Origin of the sequence: Paenibacillus sp. FSL R5-0810 (genome assembly GCF_038002285.1) — a bacterium.
Taxonomy (GTDB): domain Bacteria; phylum Bacillota; class Bacilli; order Paenibacillales; family Paenibacillaceae; genus Paenibacillus_AQ; species Paenibacillus_AQ lactis.
Genome location: NZ_JBBOCF010000001.1, coordinates 6,500,926 through 6,524,672, shown reverse-complemented (window position 1 = coordinate 6,524,672; position 23,747 = coordinate 6,500,926). Strand labels below are relative to the sequence as shown.

Annotated in this window: 24 protein-coding genes and 1 pseudogene; 10 read left to right on the top strand and 15 right to left on the bottom strand. The window is 52.1% G+C overall.

Annotated elements, in window-relative coordinates:
• Positions 1–7 precede the first annotated feature (7 nt).
• The 3 genes from rpmI to MKX76_RS29260 form a co-directional block, all read right to left on the bottom strand.
• The gene (gene rpmI / locus MKX76_RS29270) at positions 8–208 is read right to left on the bottom strand and encodes a 50S ribosomal protein L35 (RefSeq protein WP_007127239.1); all 201 of its coding nucleotides are present in this window, start codon (positions 206–208) and stop codon (positions 8–10) included.
• Positions 209–234: 26 nt separating this feature from the next.
• Positions 235–729 (bottom strand): translation initiation factor IF-3, encoded by a 495-nt coding sequence (gene infC, locus MKX76_RS29265; protein WP_007127238.1) that lies wholly within the window; start codon positions 727–729, stop codon positions 235–237.
• Positions 730–1,003: 274 nt separating this feature from the next.
• Positions 1,004–2,242 (bottom strand): glycosyltransferase family 2 protein, encoded by a 1,239-nt coding sequence (locus MKX76_RS29260; protein WP_007127237.1) that lies wholly within the window; start codon positions 2,240–2,242, stop codon positions 1,004–1,006.
• A 674-nt stretch (positions 2,243–2,916) separates the two neighbouring features.
• Between MKX76_RS29260 and MKX76_RS29255 the strand changes: the two genes are divergently transcribed.
• Complete coding sequence (locus tag MKX76_RS29255) at positions 2,917–4,044, top strand: MGDG synthase family glycosyltransferase (RefSeq protein ID WP_210094431.1); 1,128 nt, start codon at positions 2,917–2,919, stop codon at positions 4,042–4,044.
• 184 nt (positions 4,045–4,228) lie between these two features.
• On the opposite strand, the gene trmB is transcribed toward MKX76_RS29255, so the two are convergent.
• A complete protein-coding gene (gene trmB, locus MKX76_RS29250; RefSeq protein WP_210094432.1) occupies positions 4,229–4,942 on the bottom strand; it encodes a tRNA (guanosine(46)-N7)-methyltransferase TrmB in 714 nt (237 codons plus the stop codon).
• A 190-nt stretch (positions 4,943–5,132) separates the two neighbouring features.
• Positions 5,133–5,312 (bottom strand): hypothetical protein, encoded by a 180-nt coding sequence (locus MKX76_RS29245; RefSeq protein WP_007127234.1) that lies wholly within the window; start codon positions 5,310–5,312, stop codon positions 5,133–5,135.
• Positions 5,313–5,643: 331 nt separating this feature from the next.
• Between MKX76_RS29245 and MKX76_RS29240 the strand changes: the two genes are divergently transcribed.
• The 4 genes and pseudogenes from MKX76_RS29240 to MKX76_RS29225 all read left to right on the top strand — a co-directional run.
• Positions 5,644–6,597 (top strand): TIGR01212 family radical SAM protein, encoded by a 954-nt coding sequence (locus MKX76_RS29240; RefSeq protein ID WP_144867422.1) that lies wholly within the window; start codon positions 5,644–5,646, stop codon positions 6,595–6,597.
• The gene (locus MKX76_RS29235; protein WP_144867425.1) at positions 6,597–7,187 is read left to right on the top strand and encodes a class I SAM-dependent methyltransferase; all 591 of its coding nucleotides are present in this window, start codon (positions 6,597–6,599) and stop codon (positions 7,185–7,187) included. Before MKX76_RS29240 ends, MKX76_RS29235 begins: the two co-directional genes overlap by 1 nt.
• A 71-nt stretch (positions 7,188–7,258) precedes the next feature.
• Entirely contained in the window at positions 7,259–8,227 is a 969-nt protein-coding gene (locus tag MKX76_RS29230; protein ID WP_007127231.1) for a type I phosphomannose isomerase catalytic subunit, read from the top strand.
• Between the two features lie 83 nt (positions 8,228–8,310).
• Positions 8,311–9,231 (top strand): annotated as a pseudogene (locus MKX76_RS29225) (alpha/beta fold hydrolase); the annotation flags it as partial.
• On the opposite strand, the gene MKX76_RS29815 reads toward MKX76_RS29225, so the two are convergent.
• The 4 genes from MKX76_RS29815 to recQ form a co-directional block, all read right to left on the bottom strand.
• On the bottom strand, positions 9,179–9,424 hold the full coding sequence (locus MKX76_RS29815) for a pentapeptide repeat-containing protein (protein ID WP_445669859.1): 246 nt from the start codon (positions 9,422–9,424) through the stop codon (positions 9,179–9,181). The pseudogene MKX76_RS29225 and the gene MKX76_RS29815 overlap by 53 nt on opposite strands.
• 188 nt (positions 9,425–9,612) lie before the next feature.
• Complete coding sequence (locus MKX76_RS29220; RefSeq protein WP_007127229.1) at positions 9,613–9,789, bottom strand: hypothetical protein; 177 nt, start codon at positions 9,787–9,789, stop codon at positions 9,613–9,615.
• 407 nt (positions 9,790–10,196) lie between these two features.
• Positions 10,197–11,996, bottom strand: coding sequence for a B12-binding domain-containing radical SAM protein (locus tag MKX76_RS29215; protein ID WP_341035005.1), 1,800 nt, complete (start codon positions 11,994–11,996; stop codon positions 10,197–10,199).
• A gap of 89 nt (positions 11,997–12,085) precedes the next feature.
• Positions 12,086–13,966: a DNA helicase RecQ gene (recQ, locus tag MKX76_RS29210; protein WP_210094437.1), complete on the bottom strand. Its 1,881-nt coding sequence runs from the start codon at positions 13,964–13,966 to the stop codon at positions 12,086–12,088.
• A 366-nt stretch (positions 13,967–14,332) separates the two neighbouring features.
• Here recQ and MKX76_RS29205 point away from each other — a divergent pair, with 366 nt between their 5' ends.
• The 3 genes from MKX76_RS29205 to speD all read left to right on the top strand — a co-directional run bounded on the left by MKX76_RS29205 (position 14,333) and on the right by speD (position 16,820).
• Complete coding sequence (locus MKX76_RS29205; protein ID WP_144867431.1) at positions 14,333–15,118, top strand: AraC family transcriptional regulator; 786 nt, start codon at positions 14,333–14,335, stop codon at positions 15,116–15,118.
• A 100-nt stretch (positions 15,119–15,218) separates the two neighbouring features.
• A complete protein-coding gene (locus tag MKX76_RS29200) occupies positions 15,219–15,680 on the top strand; it encodes an SRPBCC family protein (protein WP_341035004.1) in 462 nt (153 codons plus the stop codon).
• Positions 15,681–16,013: 333 nt separating this feature from the next.
• Positions 16,014–16,820 carry an adenosylmethionine decarboxylase gene (gene speD, locus MKX76_RS29195; protein WP_028403751.1) on the top strand — a complete coding sequence of 269 codons (807 nt, stop codon included), beginning with the start codon at positions 16,014–16,016 and terminating at the stop codon, positions 16,818–16,820.
• 125 nt (positions 16,821–16,945) lie between these two features.
• Here speD and MKX76_RS29190 read toward each other — a convergent pair whose 3' ends face one another.
• Together MKX76_RS29190 and MKX76_RS29185 are read right to left on the bottom strand one after the other, a co-directional pair.
• Positions 16,946–17,752 (bottom strand): MBL fold metallo-hydrolase, encoded by an 807-nt coding sequence (locus MKX76_RS29190; protein ID WP_007127223.1) that lies wholly within the window; start codon positions 17,750–17,752, stop codon positions 16,946–16,948.
• Positions 17,753–17,759: 7 nt separating this feature from the next.
• Positions 17,760–18,392, bottom strand: a complete 633-nt coding sequence (locus MKX76_RS29185) for a winged helix-turn-helix domain-containing protein (RefSeq protein ID WP_007127222.1) — start codon at positions 18,390–18,392, stop codon at positions 17,760–17,762.
• A gap of 334 nt (positions 18,393–18,726) precedes the next feature.
• Here MKX76_RS29185 and MKX76_RS29180 point away from each other — a divergent pair, with 334 nt between their 5' ends.
• A complete protein-coding gene (locus MKX76_RS29180) occupies positions 18,727–19,242 on the top strand; it encodes a hypothetical protein (RefSeq protein ID WP_007127221.1) in 516 nt (171 codons plus the stop codon).
• An 88-nt stretch (positions 19,243–19,330) separates the two neighbouring features.
• Here the strand turns inward: MKX76_RS29180 and MKX76_RS29175 are convergent, their stop codons facing one another.
• A complete protein-coding gene (locus MKX76_RS29175) occupies positions 19,331–20,185 on the bottom strand; it encodes a VOC family protein (protein ID WP_007127220.1) in 855 nt (284 codons plus the stop codon).
• 697 nt (positions 20,186–20,882) lie between these two features.
• Positions 20,883–21,806, bottom strand: a complete 924-nt coding sequence (locus MKX76_RS29170; RefSeq protein ID WP_341035003.1) for an AEC family transporter — start codon at positions 21,804–21,806, stop codon at positions 20,883–20,885.
• 205 nt (positions 21,807–22,011) lie between these two features.
• Between MKX76_RS29170 and MKX76_RS29165 the strand changes: the two genes are divergently transcribed.
• Positions 22,012–22,353, top strand: coding sequence for a hypothetical protein (locus tag MKX76_RS29165; RefSeq protein ID WP_341035002.1), 342 nt, complete (start codon positions 22,012–22,014; stop codon positions 22,351–22,353).
• Between the two features lie 70 nt (positions 22,354–22,423).
• Here MKX76_RS29165 and MKX76_RS29160 read toward each other — a convergent pair whose 3' ends face one another.
• Both MKX76_RS29160 and MKX76_RS29155 read right to left on the bottom strand, forming a co-directional pair.
• A complete protein-coding gene (locus MKX76_RS29160) occupies positions 22,424–22,912 on the bottom strand; it encodes a GNAT family N-acetyltransferase (RefSeq protein WP_251535521.1) in 489 nt (162 codons plus the stop codon).
• Between the two features lie 170 nt (positions 22,913–23,082).
• Positions 23,083–23,664 carry a GNAT family N-acetyltransferase gene (locus tag MKX76_RS29155; RefSeq protein ID WP_341035001.1) on the bottom strand — a complete coding sequence of 194 codons (582 nt, stop codon included), beginning with the start codon at positions 23,662–23,664 and terminating at the stop codon, positions 23,083–23,085.
• Positions 23,665–23,747: the final 83 nt, after the last annotated feature.

Sequence of the window (23,747 nt, the reverse complement as noted above, 5' to 3'; positions counted from 1 at the left end):
TTGTTTACTATTTCAAGTTAGCCAGACCTTGCTTCAAACGTTTAACATCTCCAGGCGCCATTACTGGGCTGTTGGACAATACGCGCTTCGCACGCTTGGATTTGTGGGACAGCAAGTGGTTTTTGTAAGCTTTGTAACGTTTAACTTTACCCGTACCAGTAATCTTGAAGCGGCCTTTCAGGCTGCTGTGTGTTTTCATTTTAGGCATTGTTGTACTTCCTCCTCTAATTTCTCTTAGGCTTTAGGAGCCAAAATCATAATCATGCTGCGGCCTTCCAGCTTCGGCTGACGTTCGACGACGCAGAGATCCGCCACTTCCGTCTTCACGCGCTCCAGAATCTTCTGGCCGATGTTCGCATGGGTGATTTCACGACCGCGGAAACGCACGGAGCATTTCACTTTATCGCCGTCCTTCAAAAACTTAACGACATTGCGGAGCTTTGTCTGGAAATCATGCTCCTCAATGTTGGCCCGGAACCATACTTCCTTGATATCCACGATCTTCTGGTTCTTGCGCGCTTCCTTCTCTTTCTTCTGCTGCTCATAGCGGAATTTACCGTAGTCCATGATGCGGCATACCGGCGGTTTCGCCTGAGGGGCCACGTTCACCAGATCCAGATTGAGATCAATTGCCATCTGCAGTGCTTCACGAATCGGCTTGATCCCGATCTGTTCACCCTCCGGGCCGACCAAACGTACTTCCTTGGCCCGAATCTCGTCATTGATCATATGTTCCTTACTGATAGTCCTCCACCTCCAGATAACTTGTGATTCCTGCTTGCAAAAAAATAAAGGGATGACGGTTCAACCACCGACATCCCTATTTGATAACTCATTCAAAAATGAAACTTAATCCATTCATTGATTTCGTGATCAAACCAGCCAACCTATGTCGGTCAGGTGAGAAGCGGTGCTTCTACTTGCAATCAGAATATTCTGTTACAAAGACTAGAACAGTATAACAAGTACACTGGACTATGTCAACACTGCTCGCAAAATTTAATTAACCTTGCTTGCTCTGTACTTCCTCAAGCCGAACGACACGTGTATGCTCGGTATGGCTCCATGTTTTGTTGTTCTGCGTGAAGAAGGCATAGACGGTAATCGGATACCAAGACAGCAGATAGATCGGGAACAGGACGAGGTACAGGTATACCTTCTTGAACTTCACCTTCTCCAGGATCATTGCGATCATGAAGGTGAACACGTTCGCCGCAATCGCCGTAAAGCTCAGCCAGATCGGCAAATGCCCGTACAGGTTCGCGATATTCGGACCGTCAAAGAACGAATTATCGACCCAAATGATGGCGGTCAGCACGAACGTCAGCAGGACGATATACACGTTGACCCCATACAGCGCCAAGTCGAGCTTCACGAGGCTGCGTTCCTTAATGGCACGCCACAGCAGCGGGAAGAAGTAACGACGGGCAACCGTAAAGTGACCCTGCATCCAGCGCAGACGCTGCCTGGCCGAAGCCTTGAACGTCAGCGGCTTTTCGTCGAACACTTTGGCGTCATAGTTGAACTTCGGATATACGCCGCGCATCACGCTGCGCATCGTAAACTCCAGGTCCTCCACCAAGCTCGTAGCTCCCCAGCCCATCTCCTTCAGGAGATTGGTCTCGAAGCACATGCCGGTGCCGCCAAGGAAATTAGCCATATTCAAATTGTGGCGGGACAGCTGCCACAGACGGTTGATATACCAGTAGGATACGCCGTAAGCGGCCGTGATCCAGGAATCCTCAGGGTTCTTGGTGTCGATATATCCCTGGATGACCTTCGCTCCCGAGCAAAGGTCGTTATTCATTTCAATCAGGAAATTCGGGTCCGCCAGATTGTCGGCGTCAAACATGACGACCGCATCGTACTGACGAGGCATCGCCCAGAGCTCTTTGAGCATCCACTCGATGGCATACCCTTTCCCGCGAAGATTTTGATTCGTGCGCACGCACGCATTCATCCCATGCGAACGGACGATGTCGGCTGTGCGGTCTGTACAGTTGTCGCAGATGACGAATACATCGTACAGTTCCTTAGGATAATTGAGCTGCTTCAGGTTCTCCATAAGAGCCCCGACAACCTGCTCTTCGTTGTGTGCAGCCACAAGGACTGCAAAGGATTTATTCGGTGCAAAGTGCTTTTTCTTCTTTCTCTTGATCAGACCAAACAAAGAGAATACGAACTGGTACACACCCACCGCGGCCAAAAATAATTGGAGCGCGATAAAGATGGCGTCTGTCATGATTCTCCGTTACCCCCTTTTTTATAACCCGAGAATGTGTTGTGTTTTTTTCTCTCTACATGTTTTTTCTTGCTCTTATGACCCTGTTGACTTTTGTCTTGTGTCTTTTCTAGATCTTAGCCTCGGTGCCGCGGGGCTGCTTTTCGCACGTCATACACGATTTTCCACACTTTCGTATCTTTTGTCAAAAGCGTGGAATGCTCTAATTTACCGAAAAACTTCGTAAAAGAGCTCAGCTTGCGGTCCAGCGTGGCAGCAAACTTCGTTTCAAACGGCTTTAGTTCTTATTTTCATCTGTTTTCTTGCTTTTTATTTCTTTTGGCCGCCTAATTTTTTTACCGCAAACTTGTCCGCCAATGAATAAACGTAACAGACAACCAAAAAGTTTTGATTCATCACGCTCTTTTCTTTAAATAAACTTTTTGCTGTCCGTTTGAATCATTGTAGCGGCTCCTTTTACCGAAGTCAAAAGTCCGCAGACCCTTCTTTTCTACAAAATCCGCATCGCCGTCAAGTGGCTTAAGTAGCAAGCAGGATGCGGCAGCGCATGGCAGCATTGATTTCTTGATCCGGGACCATAGTCCCTCCTCATAGCAGCCGGAAATAGTTGCATTCTCTTCCTAAAGCCGATATGTTAAAGTTAAAGAATAACGCTGCAGAACGGGTGAAAAGTAGTGGCTAAAAAAAGAGTCTTGCTGTTATCTGAAGGGTTCGGTGCCGGTCATACGCAGGCCGCCCACGCACTCTCCAGCAGCCTGCGCCAATTGTCCCCTAGCGTACAAACGAAGGTACTAGAGCTCGGAAGCTTCCTGAACCCCAAGATCGCTCCGTTGATCATTTCGGCTTACAGGAAGACGATCACGACACGCCCGAGACTCGTAGGGTACATGTACCGCCATCAGAAGTCCTTTAACCGGTTTACCGCTTTAGCGCTGCACCGGATTTTCTATACAAGCACCAAGAACGTGGTAAGGGCGCTTCGGCCCGACATCATCGTGTGCACGCACTTCATTCCAAGCGCGGTGATATCCCGTTTGAAGCGGCTGGGCACCGATGTGCCTCTGTGTACCGTTATTACCGATTACGATGCCCATGATACGTGGATCAGTCCGGAAGTCGACCGCTACTTCGTCTCGACGCCGGAAGTGAAGAGAAAGCTGCTGAACCGCGGCGTCTCCCAGGCGAAAATCCAGGTGACCGGCATTCCGATCCACCCCGACTTCTGGACGCATCCAAGCAAGGATGAAATCCGCGAGCGCTTCAATCTGTCCGATATGCCGACCGTTCTCGTTATGGGCGGCGGCTGGGGCATTATGAACGACGAGGTCGTTAACGAATATTTGACCCGGTGGAGCAGGCAAGTCCAGATTATCTTCTGCCTTGGAAACAATGACAAGGCCCGGGAGGAGATGGAAGCCAACCCGCGCTTCCAGCACCCGAATATCCGGCTGCTGGGCTTTACCCGCGAAATTGACAAGCTGATGGAAGTGTCCGATCTGCTCGTCACGAAGCCTGGCGGAATGACCTGTACGGAAGGGCTGGCCAAAGGCATTCCAATGCTGTTTCATCAGCCGCTTCCCGGACAGGAGGAAGAGAATTGCCAATATTTTACGGCTCAAGGCCTTGGGGAGCCGATTACCTCGCTTGAGGTCATCGGCAAATGGATGAACATGCTGCTCCACCAATACGACCGCATCCAGGAACAGCGGGAGCGAAATTTGAAGGACATCGAGCGGTTTCATCCCATGCAAAGCGCGAAAAGCATCATCGACATGCTTGAAAATGAAAAGGTGTACTCCTAGAAATTGGAGTACACCTTTTTTTGACAAACCGCGTTTCCATCCCATGCCGCACGAAGCTGCATAATCGACCATTTTCCCGAGGATCCGGATGTGAATCGGTGCAAGTTCGATCTTTTTCTACTATTATAATTAGTCGTGTAACCGTTATCATAGGAAGTGCACGGAGCTGGCATTGCGCCTTCTACTATTTTCCGTATTTCTCCAGCCGGTTCGGTCGATAGCTTTCAAGCGCTGCTTCCCCCATAAGGACCTCGCAGCGATGAATCTTCATCCCCTGCCCGACAAACTTCGTCTCGTATTCGGTCATCACATGCTCTTCGTTCAGCCCGTCGCGGTGTAAATCCAAGGAAATATTAGTCATCTGCAAACCGTAATCCGCGAAAGCATTCAACGAAAATTCGAACAGCGTGACCGAGTCCGTCTTAAAGTGAATCTGGCCTCTGTCGTTCAAAATCACCTTATATTTATCCAGGAACCGCGGATGCGTCAAACGGCGGCGCGCATGTCTCGATTTAGGCCACGGATCGCTGAAATTCAAATAAATCCGTTCGATCTCTCCCGGAGCGAAAGCCTGCTCGACGTTCTCGATATTTAACAGCGCCAGCTTCAAGTTCGGCGGGGTATCCACTCCCTCCGAAGCCCATACGCCCCGGCCCTTCTCGCTTGCACGACGGATCAGCTCGTCGTACATATCGACGCCGATAAAATTGACATTCCGGTGCTTATAGCTCATCTGACTGATGAACTGTCCTTTGCCCATGCCAAATTCGACATGGATCGGAAGATCGTTGCCGAACAGCTCGGCCCACTTTCCTCTATATTGACCGGGGTCCAAAACGACCAGGTCTTCCTGCTGCTCCAGATTTTCCCGAATACCTTTTCTCCCGCGTAAACGCATCACATACCTCCACAAGCTTGTCCAATGAATTGGGACGTCATATCCCGATACTGCATTATTGTGACGAAGTTACAGCCAAAAGTAAAGAGCCAATAGAAAAAGGAACCCTATCTTTCCCTCTCGGAAAAGAAACAGGTTCCTCTTTCTTATATTGGAATTGGGGTTCCGCGGTAGTTAAACTGTGAAATATTTACCTTTCCTGTGCTTGAAAATCAAATGTCTTCTCAAAGGCGGCCCGAATTTTACGTTGTGCCGAAGCCTTCACATCATGGTCGGCGTTAAATTCCACGCCGGTCAGAGCCAAAGCTTCATTCGGGGTAAGTTCCACAGCGATTTTATCTCTGTCAGACTTCACTGTCGATGAATTCATTCGCAATCACCTCACGGTATTATTGTATCCATGACGTCTTACAAATATGAATCCTCTCCGTATATATACCCGTACCAAAACAGCCTGAAACAGATATTTATTTTTCTAATTTAAATATACCAACTAAGGGAGGCCCATTCAAGTAACAATGAAGAATTAGGCTGTAAGACCCCCATATGACGATAAAGGCTGTTTTTTGCTACAATAGACGTAAACCGCAAATCAAAGAAAAAGCAGCCGAAAAAGCCGTATCCTTTTGGAGAAATCCCGGGGCCTGGCCTTAGCTGCTTACAACGTATTCAGCCCATCGATGTGCTGTAAAGGAGAAGCGATGAGTACAACAGTGATTCAGACCCCAAGATTATGGGGGGATAAACGATTTCATACATGGAATTACGAGATGCGCAGCCAATTCCAGGACAAAGTGTTCAAGGTCATGCTGGATGCCGGCTTTACTTGTCCCAACCGCGACGGAACGATTGCCAAGGGCGGCTGCACCTTCTGCAGCGCACGCGGATCCGGCGATTTTGCCGGGAGCCGTCGGGATGACCTGGTCACCCAGTTCAATACGATCCGGGACAGACAGCATCTGAAATGGCCGAACGCGAAGTACATCGGGTACTTTCAGGCCTACACCAACACCTATGCTCCGGTCGAAGTGCTTCGCGAATATTATGAAGTGATCCTTAAGCAGCCCGGCGTGGTTGGATTGTCGATCGCAACGCGCCCGGACTGCCTGCCTGACGATGTCATCGAATATTTGGCCGAGCTGAACGAACGAACTTATCTATGGGTGGAGATGGGGCTGCAGACCATTCACGACTCAACTTCCGAGCTGATCAACCGCGCCCATGACACCGAATGCTACCTCAGGGCCGTTGAGAAGCTGCGTAAGCATAACATCCGTGTGTGCACCCATATCATCTACGGTCTTCCGCAGGAGGACCATGAAATGATGCTTGCTACCGGCAAGGCGGTCTCAAAGATGGATGTCCAGGGCATCAAAATCCATCTGCTGCACCTGATGCGCAAAACCCCGATGGTGAAGCAGTATGAAGCTGGATTGCTGAGATTCCTTGAACGTGACGAGTACGTGAATTTGATCGTCGACACGCTGGAATTCCTGCCGCCTGAGATGATCATCCACCGCCTGACCGGGGACGCGCCGCGGGAGCTGCTCATCGGGCCGATGTGGAGCCTCGACAAATGGCCGGTTCTCAACGGCATCGATGCCGAGCTGAAACGCCGGGATACATGGCAGGGCAAGCTGTGGAGGGATGCGTAATGGGTTTCCTTTCCGTGTTGAGCTTTGCGCATAAGCTCGTGTCGGAGCGGCTTCGGGCGGGGGAGGCTGCGCTGGATGCCACAGCCGGTACGGGCGCCGACACCCTGTTTCTGGCACGCTGCGTCAGCTCGAAAGGCAAAGTATACGCCTTCGATATTCAAGAGGAAGCACTGGAGCTGACGCGCAGCAGGCTTGCCAAGGAGCCTCAAGCATCCATTGGAGAGGTATCACTGCACCTTGAAAGCCATGCCCGCATGAATAGCTGCGTTCCCGAGCAGCTTCATGGCCGGATCGGAGCCGTCATGTTTAATCTAGGCTACCTCCCGGCAGACACGGCGGATAAGCAGATTATGACTGTACCTGAAAGCACCATTGCCGCTCTTGAGTCTTCCTTGCAGCTTCTGCGGCCCGGCGGCATCATCACCATCGTGCTGTATCCCGGCCACCGGGGCGGCGACACGGAGGCCGCCGCTGTTGAGGCCTGGGCCGCAAGCCTGCCATGGAGCACGGCTCAGACGATCGTGTACCGGGGACTGCAGCGGCCGGATGCGCCATATCTTATTGCGCTGGAACGAAAAAAGCCGTTATGATAAGAGTTCAATGAGGCACAACCATTTTATCAACCATCAATACCATCATGATGAAAGGCAGTTGATTAACAATGACGAAACCTTATCCACTATTATTTCAACCCGAATTTAAAGAGCGTGTATGGGGCGGCCGCGCGCTGGAGCAGTTCGGCCTGGAGCTTCCCGAAGGGCATATCGGCGAAGGCTGGATGATCGCGGACCATCCGAACGGCACGACTACGATCGTAAACGGTGAGCTGGCTGGCCGCGGCCTCGACCAGATCCGCGAACAGCTCGGACGCGAATGGTTCGGCGCGAAAGGCTTTTCCGAAGTGAACGGACGTTTCCCGCTCTTGATCAAGCTCCTTGACTGCAACGACAATCTGTCCGTACAGGTACATCCGACCGATGATTACGAAGGTCTTCCGAAGGGAGAACTCGGCAAGACGGAAATGTGGTATGTGCTTGATGCAAAGCCGGACGCCAAGATCATTTACGGTCTGAAGGAAGGCGTTACCCGCGACGTTCTGAAGGAAGCGATGGAAAACGGCACCGTCATGGAGCAGCTTCAAGAGGTGCCCGTGAAAGCCGGCGATACGTTCTACATACCGGCAGGCACCGTTCATGCCCTGTGCGCAGGGGTTGTGGTCGCGGAGATCCAACAAAATTCGGATACCACCTATCGGATTTACGACTACAACCGTCCAGGGCTCGACGGCAAGCCGCGCGAGCTTCACATTGAGGATTCCCTCAATGTCACAGCCTATGAAGGCTCAGGGGCCACGAAGATGAGCACGGAAGGCGCTGTTCCGGGGGAATGGCTCCAGCTCGCGCAATCGCCATACTTCATCGTGGAGAAAGGCGTCGTTAACGGAGCATGGGAGCTCTCGACATCCGAGGACAGCTTTACCATTATCGTCGTCTGTGACGGAAAGGGGACCCTGCGTTGGGACGGAGGCTCGATCGACTATACGTCCGGCCAATGCTTCCTGCTCCCTGCTAACCTGGGAACTTACACCCTGGACGGGGAATCCACGGTTCTTCGTTCCTATCTTCCTTAAGCTTAAGCAGCACGGCTCCACTCATCAGAGACATACGAGGCAATGCAGGGTAAATATTGTCTGTATGGAGGTGCAAGTCCTAGATGCAAAGCGAAACGTTTACCATGTTGAATGCAGAAGCCATGCCGATCCATGTATATAAATGGCTTCCGGACGCAGAAACCCGGATACGGGCTGTCGTCCAGATCGCCCACGGCATGTGCGAAACCGGCAAGCGCTATGAGGAGCTCGCTGCCTTGCTTACCGGCCACGGATGTGCGGTATACGCGAACGACCACCGGGGGCATGGGCTGACGGCCGGGAACCTCGAGCGTCTCGGCGACGCCGGAGAGAATGGATTCGAAGGCATGATTGAGGATCAGCTGCTGCTCGCTTCCGAGCTTCGGAAGGCTCATCCGGGCCTGCCTCTATTTTTAATGGGGCACAGCATGGGCTCCTTCCTCACCCAGAAAATCATGTGCATTCACGGCGAGCGTTTCGACGGCTTCATTCTCTCCGGCACGAACGGGCCCCAGAAGATGCTGCGGCTCGGGATTCAGCTTGCATCGGCGCAGATGCGCCTTCAGGGCAGCACCCACCGCAGCTTAATGCTGAATGCCATCGTGTTCGGGCCCTACAACAAGGGCTTCGGCGTTATCCGCACCCCGTTTGACTGGCTGTCCCGGGACGAGGCCGAGGTCGATAAATACATTGACGACCCCTATTGCGGGCAAGTATGCAGCGCCCGCTTCTTCCGGGATTTCTTCCGGCTGCTCCTCCAGCTCCACAAGCCGCAGCTTATGAAAGGGCTGCACAAGGATAAGCCGGTCTATGTCTTCTCCGGCGAGGAGGACCCGGTCGGCCAGCGCGGCAAGGGCGTCCGGCAGCTTATCGAGCTGTATCGGGAATACGGCATTGCGGACCTGGAATACCGGCTGTATCCCGGCGGCCGACATGAAATGCTGCATGAGATCAACCGGGATGAAGTCGCCGCGCATCTGCTGGACTGGTTGGAGCGGCATACGCCTGCAGACACCCTTGGGGATGCTGCAAGTATCGAAGACGCCAATGTGAGGGACGCGAGTGATGCGAGTGCTGAAGACGCGAATGCATCAGACACGAGTGCCGAAGACACGAGTACCGAAAACGCGAGCCCCGAAGACGCGCGCAGCGAAAACGCGCTTGCGAAAGACGCGAGTGCCGAAGACACGAGTTCAGCAGACGCCAGCCCCAAAGACGCTTGATTGAACTCGGCAGTGGAAGCGATGGTCGTCATGGGTAGTTGAAAACGAATGTAAAAAAGGGATGCCTATTGGTCCATGGACCAGGGGCATCCCTTTTGCTATAACGCGAAGTGCAACTTGAGCGTCTATCCAACCACCCCGCTCATGTTTCTCCGACTATATTTACTCGTCATCCGGTGTTCGGTCAATGACGAACTGGGTGACTTCCGTATAATCGCCCCGTTGGATCTCCTCGTCGGTGGCCTCCTCGCGCAAATCATCATTCGTTTCCATGCCTGGGGCGATGGTCGGCTCCTCTTGAGTGCTTTGATCAGGACGGTGCTCTTGCTTTTCGTTCATCCCGAGTCCCCCTCCTTTTTCATCGTATTATGCCACTAGCGTACCGATTATCGGATCGAATTATACTGTAGCAGCATCAACTCTCTAGAAAGGGGCAAACCGTTAACCTGTTTGAGGAGTGACAGTTACCTATTAATGAGAATTTACAGTCACTGATCGTTACCTAGTGCATGAGGAGATACAGTTACCTGAAACCCCTTGATTTTAACACTTGAGGTTTCTGCAGGTTACCTTGGAACCTACACAAGCCCCGAAAGGAGACTTGTTCACGCTCCAGGCACAGCATTCCTTCACACACGTCCCGCATAGGGACTTGTTCACGCTCCGGCGCCGCTTTTCTCCACACACGTCCCGAATAGGGACTTGTTCACGCTCCAGGCGCCTTATTCTCTTTTCCCGGAGCTCCTTTAACCAAGGAGCTCCCCGCCTGTAGCCGCCCCCGCCAGCGGCATCGTGAAATACCGCGGCTGGCCGCGATCATCCTGCTGGTATAGCACGAGCAGCAGCGTGGCTGCACGCCCTTGCTCCCGGTCGAGCGGGATACCGGTCCCGCCGCCGCGGATAACACCCTGCAGGTCGAAGGGCAGCAGCTCGATCATTGCATGCTTCTGCAGCTCTCTCTCCGTAATGCCAAGCTCGGCGAAGCCGTCCGACAGCGCGGTTGGCTGCTCCAGGATCCGCCGTACGTTGGCCGACCACTCCGCTTTATTTTGCGTGTGCTCCCACCATATCTTACGCGGCTTATACTTATGGCCCAGGAAATAATCGAATTTCATCAGCCCGGTAATGATGTCCATGTTCGGCGTTTGGCGATCTTCCAAAAAAGCCGTCAAGCGGGTGAACAGGTCCTCGAGCTGATGGCCGATTTTTTGCCAGCCCTGGCCCTCCCAATAATCTCCAAACTCCTGGAAGAAATCGAATGGAGAAGCAAATTCGTGCCGGATTAAGTAGTTGACCGTGTGGTCCATCCGGTGCGCGTTCCAATACTTCTCCAGTACATCCTCCAGCCGCTTTAACCGTACGATATCCGAGAAGGGCAGCACATCGCTGCTCAAAATTTCGTATGGCGCATGATCCATGTACGTATAGTTATATTTCTCGGCATCAATGCGGAGCCCCGTTCCTCGAAGCATCTTCAAAAAGCCCAGCTGCAGCTCCTCTGGCCCCAAGGCGAACACATCATTAAAGGTTTTACGGAAGGTATCATAGTCCTCCAGCGGCAGGCCTGCAATCAGATCCAGATGCTGGTCGATCTTGCCGCTTTCCTTGATCATCGTTACCGTCCGGGACAGCTTCGCAAAGTTCTGCCGCCGCTTCACCAGCTCGTTCGTCGGATCGTTCGTGGATTGAACGCCGATCTCGAAGCGGAATATGCCCGGCGGCGCATTCTTCGACAAGTAGTCGAGCACCTCCGGCCTCATAATATCGGCCGTAATCTCGAACTGGAACACGCAGCCGCCGTGGTTCTTGATGAGGAACTCGAACATTTCCAGCGCATAATCCCGTTTAATGTTAAAGGTCCGGTCGACGAACTTGATGAGCTTCGCGCCATTCTCGATCAGATACAAAATGTCGGCCTTCGTCCGCTCAATATCATAATAGCGCACGCCGACCTCGATGCTCGAAAGACAGAACTGGCAGCTGAAAGGACAGCCCCGGCTCGTCTCAAAATACACCACCCGTTTGCCGAGATGCGGTATGTCCTCCGGAAAGCGGTGCGGCGAGGGCAGCTCGGCCAGTATGCTTTTTGGCCTGCCGGGATTGATGATGACCTCATCCTGCTTGCGATAAGCGATGCCGTACACAAAATGGAATTTGCGGTCCCCTTCGATCGTCTGAAGCAAATGGTGGAACGTCTCCTCCCCTTCGCCCATGACGATAAAATCGACGTTAACGAGCCGCTTCATCCAATAATCCGTATCGTAGGAAACCTCCGGTCCGCCGAGAACGATCGTAACCTCGGGCATAATCTTCTTGACGATATCAATCACTTTAATGGTCTCTTCGATGTTCCAAATATAACAGGAAAATCCGATCACATCCGGTTGGCGCTGAAACAGGTCGGAGACGATGTTCATGACCGGGTCCTTAATGGTGTATTCCGCCAGTTCGATATCAAAATCCTTCTCGCTGTAAGCCTTCAAGCAGCGTATGGCAAGAGAGGTGTGTATATATTTTGCGTTCAAGGTAGATAAAATGACTTTCATGATTCACGATCCTTCTCTTCAAATTCCGTACAGGCAGCGAGCGATCCGCAGGTCTAACGCCTCTTCATCGCAGGGATTGCGACTGCCTCTCACTCATAATCATACAAGTCATCACTTTCCGCCGTAACCCCCGGGCCATTTTGAAAAAACTCCAGAAACGGCCGACCGTACTTGCGGAATTTCACTTCCCCTACACCTTTGACCTGCAGCATTTCGTCCTCGGTCTGCGGGCAGACCACGCTCATTTCGCGCAGCGTTGCATCATTGAAAATGATGTAGGAAGGCACGTGCTCCTTGCTCGCCAACTCCCGCCGGATGAGGCGAAGCTGCTCGAACACCGTCTCGTTGACCGCCGATGGCGATGAATCGCGGCGGCTGGCGCTGCGCGTGCTGCCGGCGGTGCGTGCAGGTCTCGGCACGCGCTGCATGACCTCGCGCTGGCCCTTGAGCACTTCAGCAGCCCCGCTCTGCAGCTTCACGACCGGATATTGTCCCTCTGTCAGCGCCAAATAGCCCTCCGAGATGAGCACATTGATCGTCTCGGATATTTCCTTCTCGGTTCGGTTCGACATGACGCCATAGGTGGGCAGGCGGTCAAAGCCGTATTCCAGAACCTTTTTGGCACGTGAGCCCTTTAAAACCGCTGCCACCATAGACACGCCAAACCGCTCGCGCATCCGATGAATGCAGGAGAAGATCTTCTGCGCATCCACGGTAATATCGATCAGCTCCCGATCGTCCGTGCAGGAGCTGCATGTGCCGCACGGCTTATCGTCGTGCTCCTCCCCAAAATAATCCAGCATGGCACTGCGCAGGCAGCGCGTTGTATAGCAGTAATCGATCATTTGCTGTAACTTGCGGTATTCATTATGCTTGCGCTCCGAATCCTGCGGGTTCTGTTCGATCAGAAACTTCTGGGTCATGATGTCCTGCGCGCTGAACAGCAGGATGCACTGGCTCGGCTCGCCGTCCCTTCCCGCACGGCCCGCCTCCTGCACGTAGGACTCCATATTTTTCGGCATATTGTAATGGATAACGTAACGCACATTCGATTTGTCGATCCCCATGCCGAACGCATTCGTGGCGACGATGACCCGAATATCGTCATACAGGAACGCTTCCTGGCTCTCGGCCCGCTCGGCATCGCTCATCCCGGCATGATACCGGCCTGCGAGCAATCCATGGGCCTGCAGCCGTTGACACAAATCATCGACCTCTTTGCGGGTGGCCGCGTAGATGATGCCCGGCTGGTGGGTGTGCGAAGCCGCGTAATTCAGTACGAACTCCCGCTTGTTCTCCCCGCGCAGCACCGACATTTCAAGATTGTCGCGGCCAAGCCCTGTAACGAATACCTGCGGGTCATCTAGGCGGAGAAGACGCTGCATATCCTCCATGACCTCCGGTGTGGCCGTTGCCGTGAATGCCGCAACAATCGGCCTTCCGGGCAGCTCCGCGACAAATGGCGCCACTGAAAGATAGCTTGTCCGGAAGTCATGCCCCCACTGAGACACACAGTGCGCCTCGTCTACGGCGACGATGGAGATATCCAGGCTGGCCATTTCCTCACGGAACCAGTCCAGCTCAAGCCGTTCCGGCGCGACGTACAGCAGCTTCAAATCCCCCCGCTTGGCAGCGCGAATGCGCTCGTTCACTTCTTTGCCGCTCAGCGTACTATTGATGTAAGCGGCGTTGATGCCCGCCGTCGTCAATGCATCCACCTGGTCCTTCATCAAGGATATCAGAGGCGAGATGACAAGCGTCAGCCCCGGATGCATCAGGGCAGGAATTTGGTAGCAGATGGATTTTCCGCCGCCGGTCGGCATAATGCCGAGCGTATCCCTTCCGTGCAGCAGGCTGTCCACGATCTTCTTCTGCCCTTCCCGAAAATCCGGATAACCATAATACCGCTGTAGGTACTCCCGAGCGGCGTCCATATTCATGGATTCTCTATCATTCGTTTCCACATTCATGGATAAAAACTCCTTATATCACTACTTTGCAACTAATTTATTCGTCCTGTCGCCCGATCGAGCTGGATCGATTGCCATCTTAGGCATGCCCCGGACCACGAACCGTTCCCACAGGGAAGTGTGCGCACCGTGTAAGCTGAAGCCGCATGATCGCGTCCTTCTTACCGGGCAGGGGTTCGAGCGACTGCCGACCGTTAACAAACATACCATCCTTTAAGTTTAACGGTGTTTCAATGAATGGGCAACCGGATCAGGCAGGAAAAAGCATGGGGGTTAAAGAAGATAGTAGATCATCAGAAAACTAGGCATCGGTCTGTCATAACGGGTATCGCAAATCTTATCATCAAAAGTTGGTGATTCTACAAAATGAACGAAGAGCATGGCGAAATCATTGCCCAAGCCATCCAATATATGAAGGAGCATCTGGACGAGCCTTTAACTACCCGGCAGCTGGCGGATCAGGCGGGGTACAGTCCGTTTCATTTTTCAAGAATATTCAAAAAAGCCACGGGCATATCGGTAAGGCAATATCTATCCGCCCTCCGGGTTGAATCCGGCAAATCGGAGTTGCTGAAAGCCCCCTCCCTGCTGGTCAAGATCGGGATGCATGTCGGACTTACAAGCCCGGGCACCTTCAATTCGCGTTTCAAGCAATTTGTCGGTCTCTCTCCGAGCAAATTCCGTTCCGTCTCCGAGTCCCTTCATCAATATGTCAATCAATATAGACATAAGCCGCTCAGCTTCAAAGACGAGAAATCGGGGAGACTGCCGCGGGTTCATTGCCGGATCGAGGCCCCTTCCGCTTTTCACGGCATCATCTACGTGGGGCTCTTCCCAAGACCTGTACCTGATCAGAAACCCGCCGCCGGCACCGCCGTTAACCTGAAGCGGAGAACCTGCGTCATTACCGGGATTCCTCCAGGCACATATTACGTACTGGCAGCCGGCATTCCATGGAGCCTGAATCCGAAGGACTACTATTTGCTGAACCATTCGCTGCGAGGCAAGCTGGACACGCCTGTTCATATCAATGAAACGACGGATATTAGCGTGGCCATCACGCTTAGGGAGCCCCAGCCGTATGATCCGCCCATCGTCGTGAATTTGCCGCTGCTGCTGTTCGAAAAGGACCGGAGCAACTCAGCAAAGTAGAAGAATTCCCGTCCGATTTTCCCCGTTATAATGGGACAAGAGGAATGTATTAGGCTAAATCCGTTGTCAGGGTTACCGGTTGAATGGAGGAGAAGTGGATATGATCATCACGCAGGAAGCACAGATCCAGGCTGACATAACGCTCGTATGGCGCGCGTGGACGGAATCTGCACGCATTACGGAATGGTTTGCGCCGGCAGCCGATATTGAAGCCCGGGAGGGAGGAAAATTCGAGCTTTACTTCAACCCCGGGGATAAAAGCAGCATGAGCACAACCGGATGCACTATCCTGAAGTATCAGGAGCCGCACACGTTAGCTTTTGAATGGAAAGGGCCCGATCCGTTTGCGGACATCATGAACCGCAACGATGAGCTTACTTGGGTTGAAGTCATTCTCGCCCAAGAGACGGAAGGGACCCGGGTAACGCTTAAGCATCGTGGCTGGAAGGACTCTGCCGACTGGCAAGCAGCGAGGTCGTGGCATGTTAAAGCGTGGGAGGATATGCTCGCAAGCCTGAAATCCCGCATGGAATCGGGACAGGGCCTTCTCTGCTGCCAATAGCTTCAGGAGCGAATAATTGGGGAATAATTTTTGGGAAATCAAGATAGCCTTGGCAGTAAACCAAAGGTTCATCTTGCAAGCGTATCTTCAAAACATCCCCTACCATAGAAGGATACTTTGCGACCGCAAGGTATCCTTCTTTTCGCGTTATGGAAATTCCGCTCCACAAGGGGCCCAAATTTAATCCACTCATCCAATCCTTTTGTTACTCCCCGCCTTATTTCGGGTAAGAACATCATGATATCTAGCGACATCCCGAAGCATCGACTAGGAATCGTCATGATGGGAAAGAATAACACGAACCTGATATATCAATCACAAGGGGAAATTCATATGGATATTACACCGGAACAGCGTGTCACCTTACATGGCTTTAACAACCTGACCAAATCTCTCAGCTTCAATATGTACGATGTATGCTATACGAAAACGAGGGAGGAGCGGGAGGCTTATCTCGAATACATTGACGAGCAGTATAATGCCGACCGGCTGACGAAAATTCTAAGCCATGTCGCCGATATCATCGGCGCGCATGTGCTGAACATCGCCAAGCAGGATTACGTTCCGCAGGGGGCCAGCGTAACGGTCCTGGTATCCGAAGGCCCGGTCGTCGAGGTCCCCGAGGAATCATATGATGAATCACCGGGTCCGCTGCCGGACAACGTAATGCTTCAGCTCGACAAGAGCCATATTACCGTGCATACGTACCCCGAATTCCATCCGGATGAAGGCATCAGCACCTTCCGCGCCGATATCGACGTGTCCACCTGCGGCGAAATATCGCCGCTGAAAGCGCTGAATTATTTGATCCACTCCTTCGATACGGATATCATGACCATCGACTACAAAATCCGCGGCTTCACTCGCGATATTCACGGCCATAAGCTGTTTATCGACCATGAGATCAGCTCGATCCAGAACTATATCCCGGACGAGGTCAAAGAGATGTTCGATATGATCGACGTCAACGTGTACCAGGAGAATCTGTTCCACACCAAATGCAAGCTGAAGCAATTCGACCTGGATAACTACTTGTTCGGATACACGAAAGACAAGCTGTCCCCACAAGAGCAGAAGGAAATTACCGAGCGATTGACGCTCGAAATGAACGAAATTTACTACGGCAAAAATATGGATTGAGCCCTTCTCTTCACCTAAAAAAGCCTCCGGCAGATGAACAGCATATCTGCCGGAGGCTATTTGTGCTGCATTGCCAAGGCAATTGCCCCGGCGAGACATGCTGATCTGGCCGCAAACCTTGTCCGTTAGAATTGTACTGAAAATCCATCAAAGCGGTGGATGCCTGTCCCGAAACGGACCAGATCCTTCTCCTTAAGCTCCCTGGCGGCCTCCCGGACAACCTCCAGCAGCTCCGGAGGAAGCCCGAGCCGGTTATGCCCTCCGTAAATTTGCGTTACGCCTTCGATAGCCGCAATCCGTTCCAATGAGCGGACGAGATCCTCCGGACTCGTCGTCGGATAGAACGCGTATACGGGAGTTTCGTCATACAGCAAATCCCCGGTGAACAGATAGCCTCTGCTCGTATCGAGAACAGCGATATGTCCGGGAGAATGGCCCGGGGTATGATAGATCACCAGCCTTCGATTACCTAATTCAATCTCGTCCCCGTCCCGCAGCAGACCTGTAGGGCGTCCTTGGTACGGTGTATACGTAACGGGATTGAATGAAGCCGGCACCGGTCTCGTAATGTCACGCGAAATATCCTTCCGGATCTGTTCGATCGACAGCTTCTTGATTCCGCTGACAAGCCAGTCCTCCTCGGCCTCATGCACGTAGATTTCATCGTACTGGCCGTGGCTTCCGATGTGGTCGGCGTGAACGTGAGTCGTCAGCACCATAATGGGAAGGTCGGTTAGCTGATCGGTCATCCGCCTGATATTATCGATGCCGAGCCCCGTATCGATAAGCGCTGCCCGTTCACTGCCGAGCAGCAAATAGGAGTGGACCTTTTCCCAATGGCCGAATTCACTGATTGCATAGGTCGCCTCGTCCAGCTCGGATACCGTAAACCAGGCATCATCGATGACAATGTTATGCCGCTTGTTTTCCATATGTATTCTATCCTCCATCCTGCTGCCGTTCTTGACTGTCCGTCCCTTCGTCTCCATCGGGAAACGCGATCAAGGACATCCGGTAGCTTTTCTCATCTTCGGATCGCGAAGCCTCGCTTGCTTCCGTATTCCGCATGGTGAAATGCTTGTCCATCAGCTGCTTGAATTCTTCAATAAACGCGTGGAAGCTCTCCTCCGTTGCATAGAAGCTGTAAGTGGAGGCAATGTTCTTTCGCTTGCTCTCATGGGTGGGATCCAAGGCAAAGGATGCTGCTGGCGCATGCTCGACTTGGGATCGCGTAGTATCGAGCGTCTCAAGAAATACCTGCCTTGAGGTTTCGACCAAATCCAGGCTGGGCAGCAGATGCTCCTCGGGAATAAACCGGCTTGCAGCAGCCCGGTAATATTTCTGAACGATGCCGTTCTTCTCCTCTTTCCGGACAACCCGGATAACGCCGTGCTTCTCCAGCTCCCTGAGATGAAAATAGATATTATTGCGGGTAATCCCAAGCATTTCTGCCAGCTGCTGGCCGGTATATTCATTTTTCACAAGATTGATCAGCATTTTCGTCCGCAAGGGATCGGCAATCGCTTTAAGCTGCTCATGCGTTGAAATTTTGTAGACTGCAGTAAAATCCATTTATCCACCTCCGTATTTTTTACCGGTAAAATTAATTTTACTGTTATGGATGATCATATCCGGTTTCCTCCCATTGGTCAATACTTCCAGTCCCTTTCATTTTGGGTTATCTTCACTCTAACAAGTCATGTTCATCCTCTCGAACCCTCCAATCTCCTGGAATTGCCGCCGAACGGGAACCTTTAGATTGGGCTGCCGGCCGAACGGGACGTTCTTCAAAACCGCTGTCGTCCGCCTTGATCTATCGCTCGCAAATTTTCGATTACAGAATGAAGTATGGTATATTAACCACGAATGGAAGGATGTTCAATGAATCGTAAAAAGGATGTGCACGATGTTTGACCCGACGGTATTTGAAAATTTAAAAGTAGGCATTGAGAACGTAGTATACGACTTGGACAATCTGGATGAGCTCGTCCTCATTACCGGTCGGGAGGATCTGCTGGACATGGCCGTCATGTCGAGAAGCTTCAGCCTGACGTTTGAATTGAGGGGTCTGAAGGAGGCAGCTGCGGAAATTCGGCTTGATGCCGGACTTCAGGAGCTTGCGGCCGAGATATTGGAAACACCGGGGAAGCAGCCGGGCTGCGAGCTGAAAGTCCGCTTTTATAAAAACGTGAAGAGGATTGAAGATGAATGCGCGGCAATTTCCCGGATCGTCGCCGCCATATGGGAACCCGAGATTCCCCCGGTGCAGACCGTAACCTACATCGTTGGAGAAGAAGCAAATGGTTATCGCAGCATGACCGAGGTACGGTTCTCGCGCACCATTAACGAGGAGCAGATGGAGGATATCCCGAATTTGGCGGATCATATGCTCCAGACGCTGGAACAGTTGAATCGGATCTAAGTGTTGTTAGATTGAGATGGGAGCGAGGGTTCTTCCTTGTCTCCCAAGCAAAAAAATCCTGACGGATGGTATCCGTCAGGATTTATCTTTATGCGACCAGCAGCCGGATCCAAATCTCCGACGGATCCTGAACGAACCAAACGCCCTCCCGTTGTACAGGAGTAAAGCCTGCCTCGCGGATTCTCCCGGTTACTGCTTGAAGCTCCTCGTCGCTTGGAAGCAAGATGGTGAAGCTTTCGATACCGGCTGCACGGCGCGGCGTATTCGGAATGCCGATACCGGCCCATGTGTTTAACCCGATATGATGATGATATCCGCCTGCGGAGATAAACAGGGCGGCTCCGCCGTAATGGGCGGTCAGCTCAAACCCAAGCGTATCGCAGTAGAACGCACGGGCCTGGTGAAGATCCGATACATGGAAATGCACATGTCCGATGACGGTGTTCTCGGGAAGTCCGTTCCATTCCTTATCCGCGGACAGAGCAAGCAATCCATCGATATCAACCGGATCAGTTGTCATGATGTATTCCCCTTGAGCATCCCGCTTCCAGGTTTCGCGAGGCCGGTCGGCGTAGATCTCGATGCCGTTGCCATCCGGATCATTAATGTAGAGCGCTTCGCTGACCAGATGGTCCCCTTGACCGACTGAAATATGATGGGCGAGCAAATTCCGCAGCGCAAGCCCCAGACTAACCCGGTCCGGTACCAGAATGGCGAAATGGTACAACCCGGCTGTACGTGTCTTGGACTCCTCGAACCCCTCAATCTCCTCAAGCGTTAACAGGGTTTCTCTGCCGTCTGCCGTAAGCTCGGCAACTCTGCCGTGCTGTCGCAGCATTCTTAAACCTACCACTTCCGTATAAAAACGAACCGATTGCGCCAAATCGCTAATGCGCAGCGAGACGGCGCCCAGCTTCGTCGCTGGATGCAAAACAGCCGACATTCCCTCACTCCTGACTCTTCCTTTATTTAAAAAACGAAAACGTGCTCCGTGATAAAACAAGCTCTTACCAAAACTTTCAAACGAAAGCTGCAGGCGGAATGGAACCTCATCGGTAACAGCGTGCCCTTTTTGCGAAATAATAACGAAGATCGATGTTTATGAAGAACTATTTTTATATAATTATTATAGTTACTAAATTTTATAAAGTCAAATCATCCGTTTCCCCGAACGCCTACCCCTTATTGCCACAGCTTGCAGTCAAGCTTCGGATCGATGATACCGTATGTATGCTCCCCGTGCATGAAAGAGCATGATTCACCCAAAATGGACGCATTTATAAAACTCTCTCCATGACAAAAAGGAGCCTCCTTGGCAACAACGCTAAGAGAAGGCTCCTTTTCGTGAATCCGGGCGCTTAGAACATCGGGAAAACATATTTAATCAGGAAATACAAAAATCCGAAAAAGATAATCAGATATGCCACATACTTGATTAACGTAGATGCCACCCTGCTGGAGTCATTCCTCTCCTCCACGTTACGGGTTTCGATTTCTACATCGCGATCAACGCGCCTGCTCATCATCTCCACCTCCATCCGTTCTACGCATGCGTAAGATGCTGGAATGCTCTCGAAGCTTACTACTCATTACACGCGCGTGCACGGCTTGAACCAGGCTGCAAGGCCATCCTTATGCGTCTATAGAATACCGATCAAAAGAGGCAGCAAGATGAAGGACGCCAGAGTTGTCCATAGGATGCAGCGCGATACGAGCTTTGGCGCAGCATCATATTCCTCCGCCAGAATGACGGCATTAACCGCTGCCGGCATGGCCGACAGGATGAGGATGACGGCGAACAGCGTTCCCTTGATCGACAATGCGGCCAGCAGTCCCCACGCCGCAAGCGGGGCGACGAGCATCCGCATGCTCATGCCGGACCAGAATCCGATCTTCGATACCGAACGGGCTGCATCGCTGTCACGAACGCCAACCATCTGTGCCCCCAGGATCACCAGCGCCAGCGGGGCATAAGCGGCTGACAGCATCGATATTCCCGTATCCAGTCCTTGAGGAAGCTCGAATCCGGTCACGCGAATGAGCACAGCCAGCATAGCGGCATATACCGAAGGAAGCGTAAAGACGGATTTTACGGCTTTGGCTGCCGAGAAATGGGATCTCGCCGCCAAATAAACGCCTAGCGTATTCATAATGATAATCTGTACGATCACATAGACGGAGGCTTTATCAAGACCTGCCTGTCCGAAAGCGAGTAGAACGAGCGGCAGACCGTAATTCACGCTGTTGGTAAAGATCGTGGTCAGTGCAAGACCGGACCGTTCCGTCTGGGACAGACCGAGCATTTTTCCGGCTAACGAACTGAGAAGCCAGAGCACAACAACATTCAAAAGACAGAAAATGATCGTGACGTTCACTTCGCCAGAGGTTATGGAAGCATTCGCCAAGGTTTCGAAGATGAGTGCCGGACTCATGACATAGAGAGACAGGGCCGAGAGCGCCTTCGTCTCAAGTCCCTTGAACCGTTTCAGCAGCGCACCGCCGATCACGGGCAAAGAGATTGGCAGGAACACGCCGACCATCGTAGTTAAGAAAGAAGAAATCACAAAACTCACCCTTATCCAAAAACTGTCGCTGTTCCCTCCATCCTACTCCATCCTGAAGCTCACGTCCAAGACGCAATGACTATAGCTCTAATAGGCGAGCGTTATACATTTTACCCGGGGGCATCCCAATTGCCGCTTGAAATTACTACAATTCCCAGTATAATACTTGGTAAAACACAAAGCGTACATTAAGGGGGACGTTCACATGCATTATCATAATATGCAGCACGCCTCATTATCCCTCGATGACTATCTCGATCTTCTGAATCTGGCAATTCGTTTGGGTGATGAGCATTGGCAAGCCGAAATTATCAGTACGCTGAAGCAGATGCAGGAACCGCCGGAGATGTGCTCAGACAAAGAGGAATATTCCGAGCAAGAGCTGTGGCAATGCATCGATCAAATCAACAACCGGATGCACCAGCTGTACGCCGAATTGAAGGCAACCCAAGATGAGAGCATGCAGCGTAAATTGCTCGACCAGATGTGGGTGCTGAAAATCGCGCGAATCGAGGTATTTCGGAAACTAAAATCGATTTATCAATAACTGTAACGTTACCTAAAAACGGCGGTGTCCTAATTCAGGACGCCGCCGTCGTTTGCTCGAGAGGAATGCATTATCTGGCTGTATTCTGCAGCGAGAGGTTGTAGCATACGAACTCGCTGTCCTCCACGTATCCAGCCGATTCATAGAGCCGTCGCGCAGCGAGGTTCCCGGGATGGGTTGACAATGTAAGCCCGGCGGCCCCTGACCGCACAGCGTGCTCCTTGGCTTGATTAAGCAGCATCCGTCCGATCCCATGCCCCCGGAATTCCTTCGCGACATAAAGATCGTTCAAGATCCATAACCGGGACATCGAAAGGGAAGAGAAGGACGGATACAGCTGCACAAAGCCTGCAGCTTCCCACGCGGCGTCTGCGGGCTCCTGAAATGCAGCCGCAACGAAGATGACGGAGTCCCGCAGCTCTAGCCGCTCCCCGATAAACCGGGCCGCTCCGGCCGCATCATCCGGCTTACCGTAAAACATGCGATATTGATTAAACAAAGCTGCGACAGCGTTCAAATCACAGCCGTCAGCCTGATGGATCCGAAGCTTCGATCCCATGAAACTTTCATTCCTTTCTTTCGCATGACGTGATAATCCCTAGTTTAGCGAAAGCTTCCGTCTTATGGGTATGGAGAGATCCGGCGAAGATTTGCATTTCGGAACAATCCTTGCCCTCTGCGCATCTCCTGCTTCCTTTTGCTGTTCCCTAACGTTCTCTCCCACGCTAGTCATTGCGGGCAGTAACGCTCTCGATATTCATCCTCCAGCATGCTCATCCAGATTGAATCATGGTAGCGGTGATTGAAATACAGCGCATCCCGCTGCACGCCTTCTCTCTTAAAGCCCACCTTCTCATAGGCTTTGATCGCCCGCCCGTTGTAATCGAACACCTGGAGCTCAATCCGGTGAAGATTCAGAATGCCGAAGCCATATTCCAGCAGCAGCTTGATCGATTCCGGTCCGTATCCCTTACCGAGATGCTGCTCCGAATCAATCGCAATCCGCAAGTTGGCATTCCGGTTAACTTGATCGATGTCCTGCAGCGCAATATCGCCGATTACCGCATCGTTATCCCGAAGCGCAATCAGAAGCAGCACGGCTGCATTGTCCCCTGATTTGGCCTCGATATACCGGCGGACCTCCTCAAGCGTGAATGCCCGCCGGGTCCCTGTCAGCCGCCTGATCTCCGGGTTGAACAGCATTTGAAAATATCCTTCGGCATCCTCAGCCGATACGGGTCTTAGATACACCCGTTCTCCCTCCAGCAAACGTACCGGCCGAGGGTTCCATAACGTGGATGGTATGCTCATATTAAATGTGCCCTCCTGTTTTGTTTCCAGCTTAAATCCCTTATACTATATCAATGAATTGACCATAGCTGAATATACAGTTT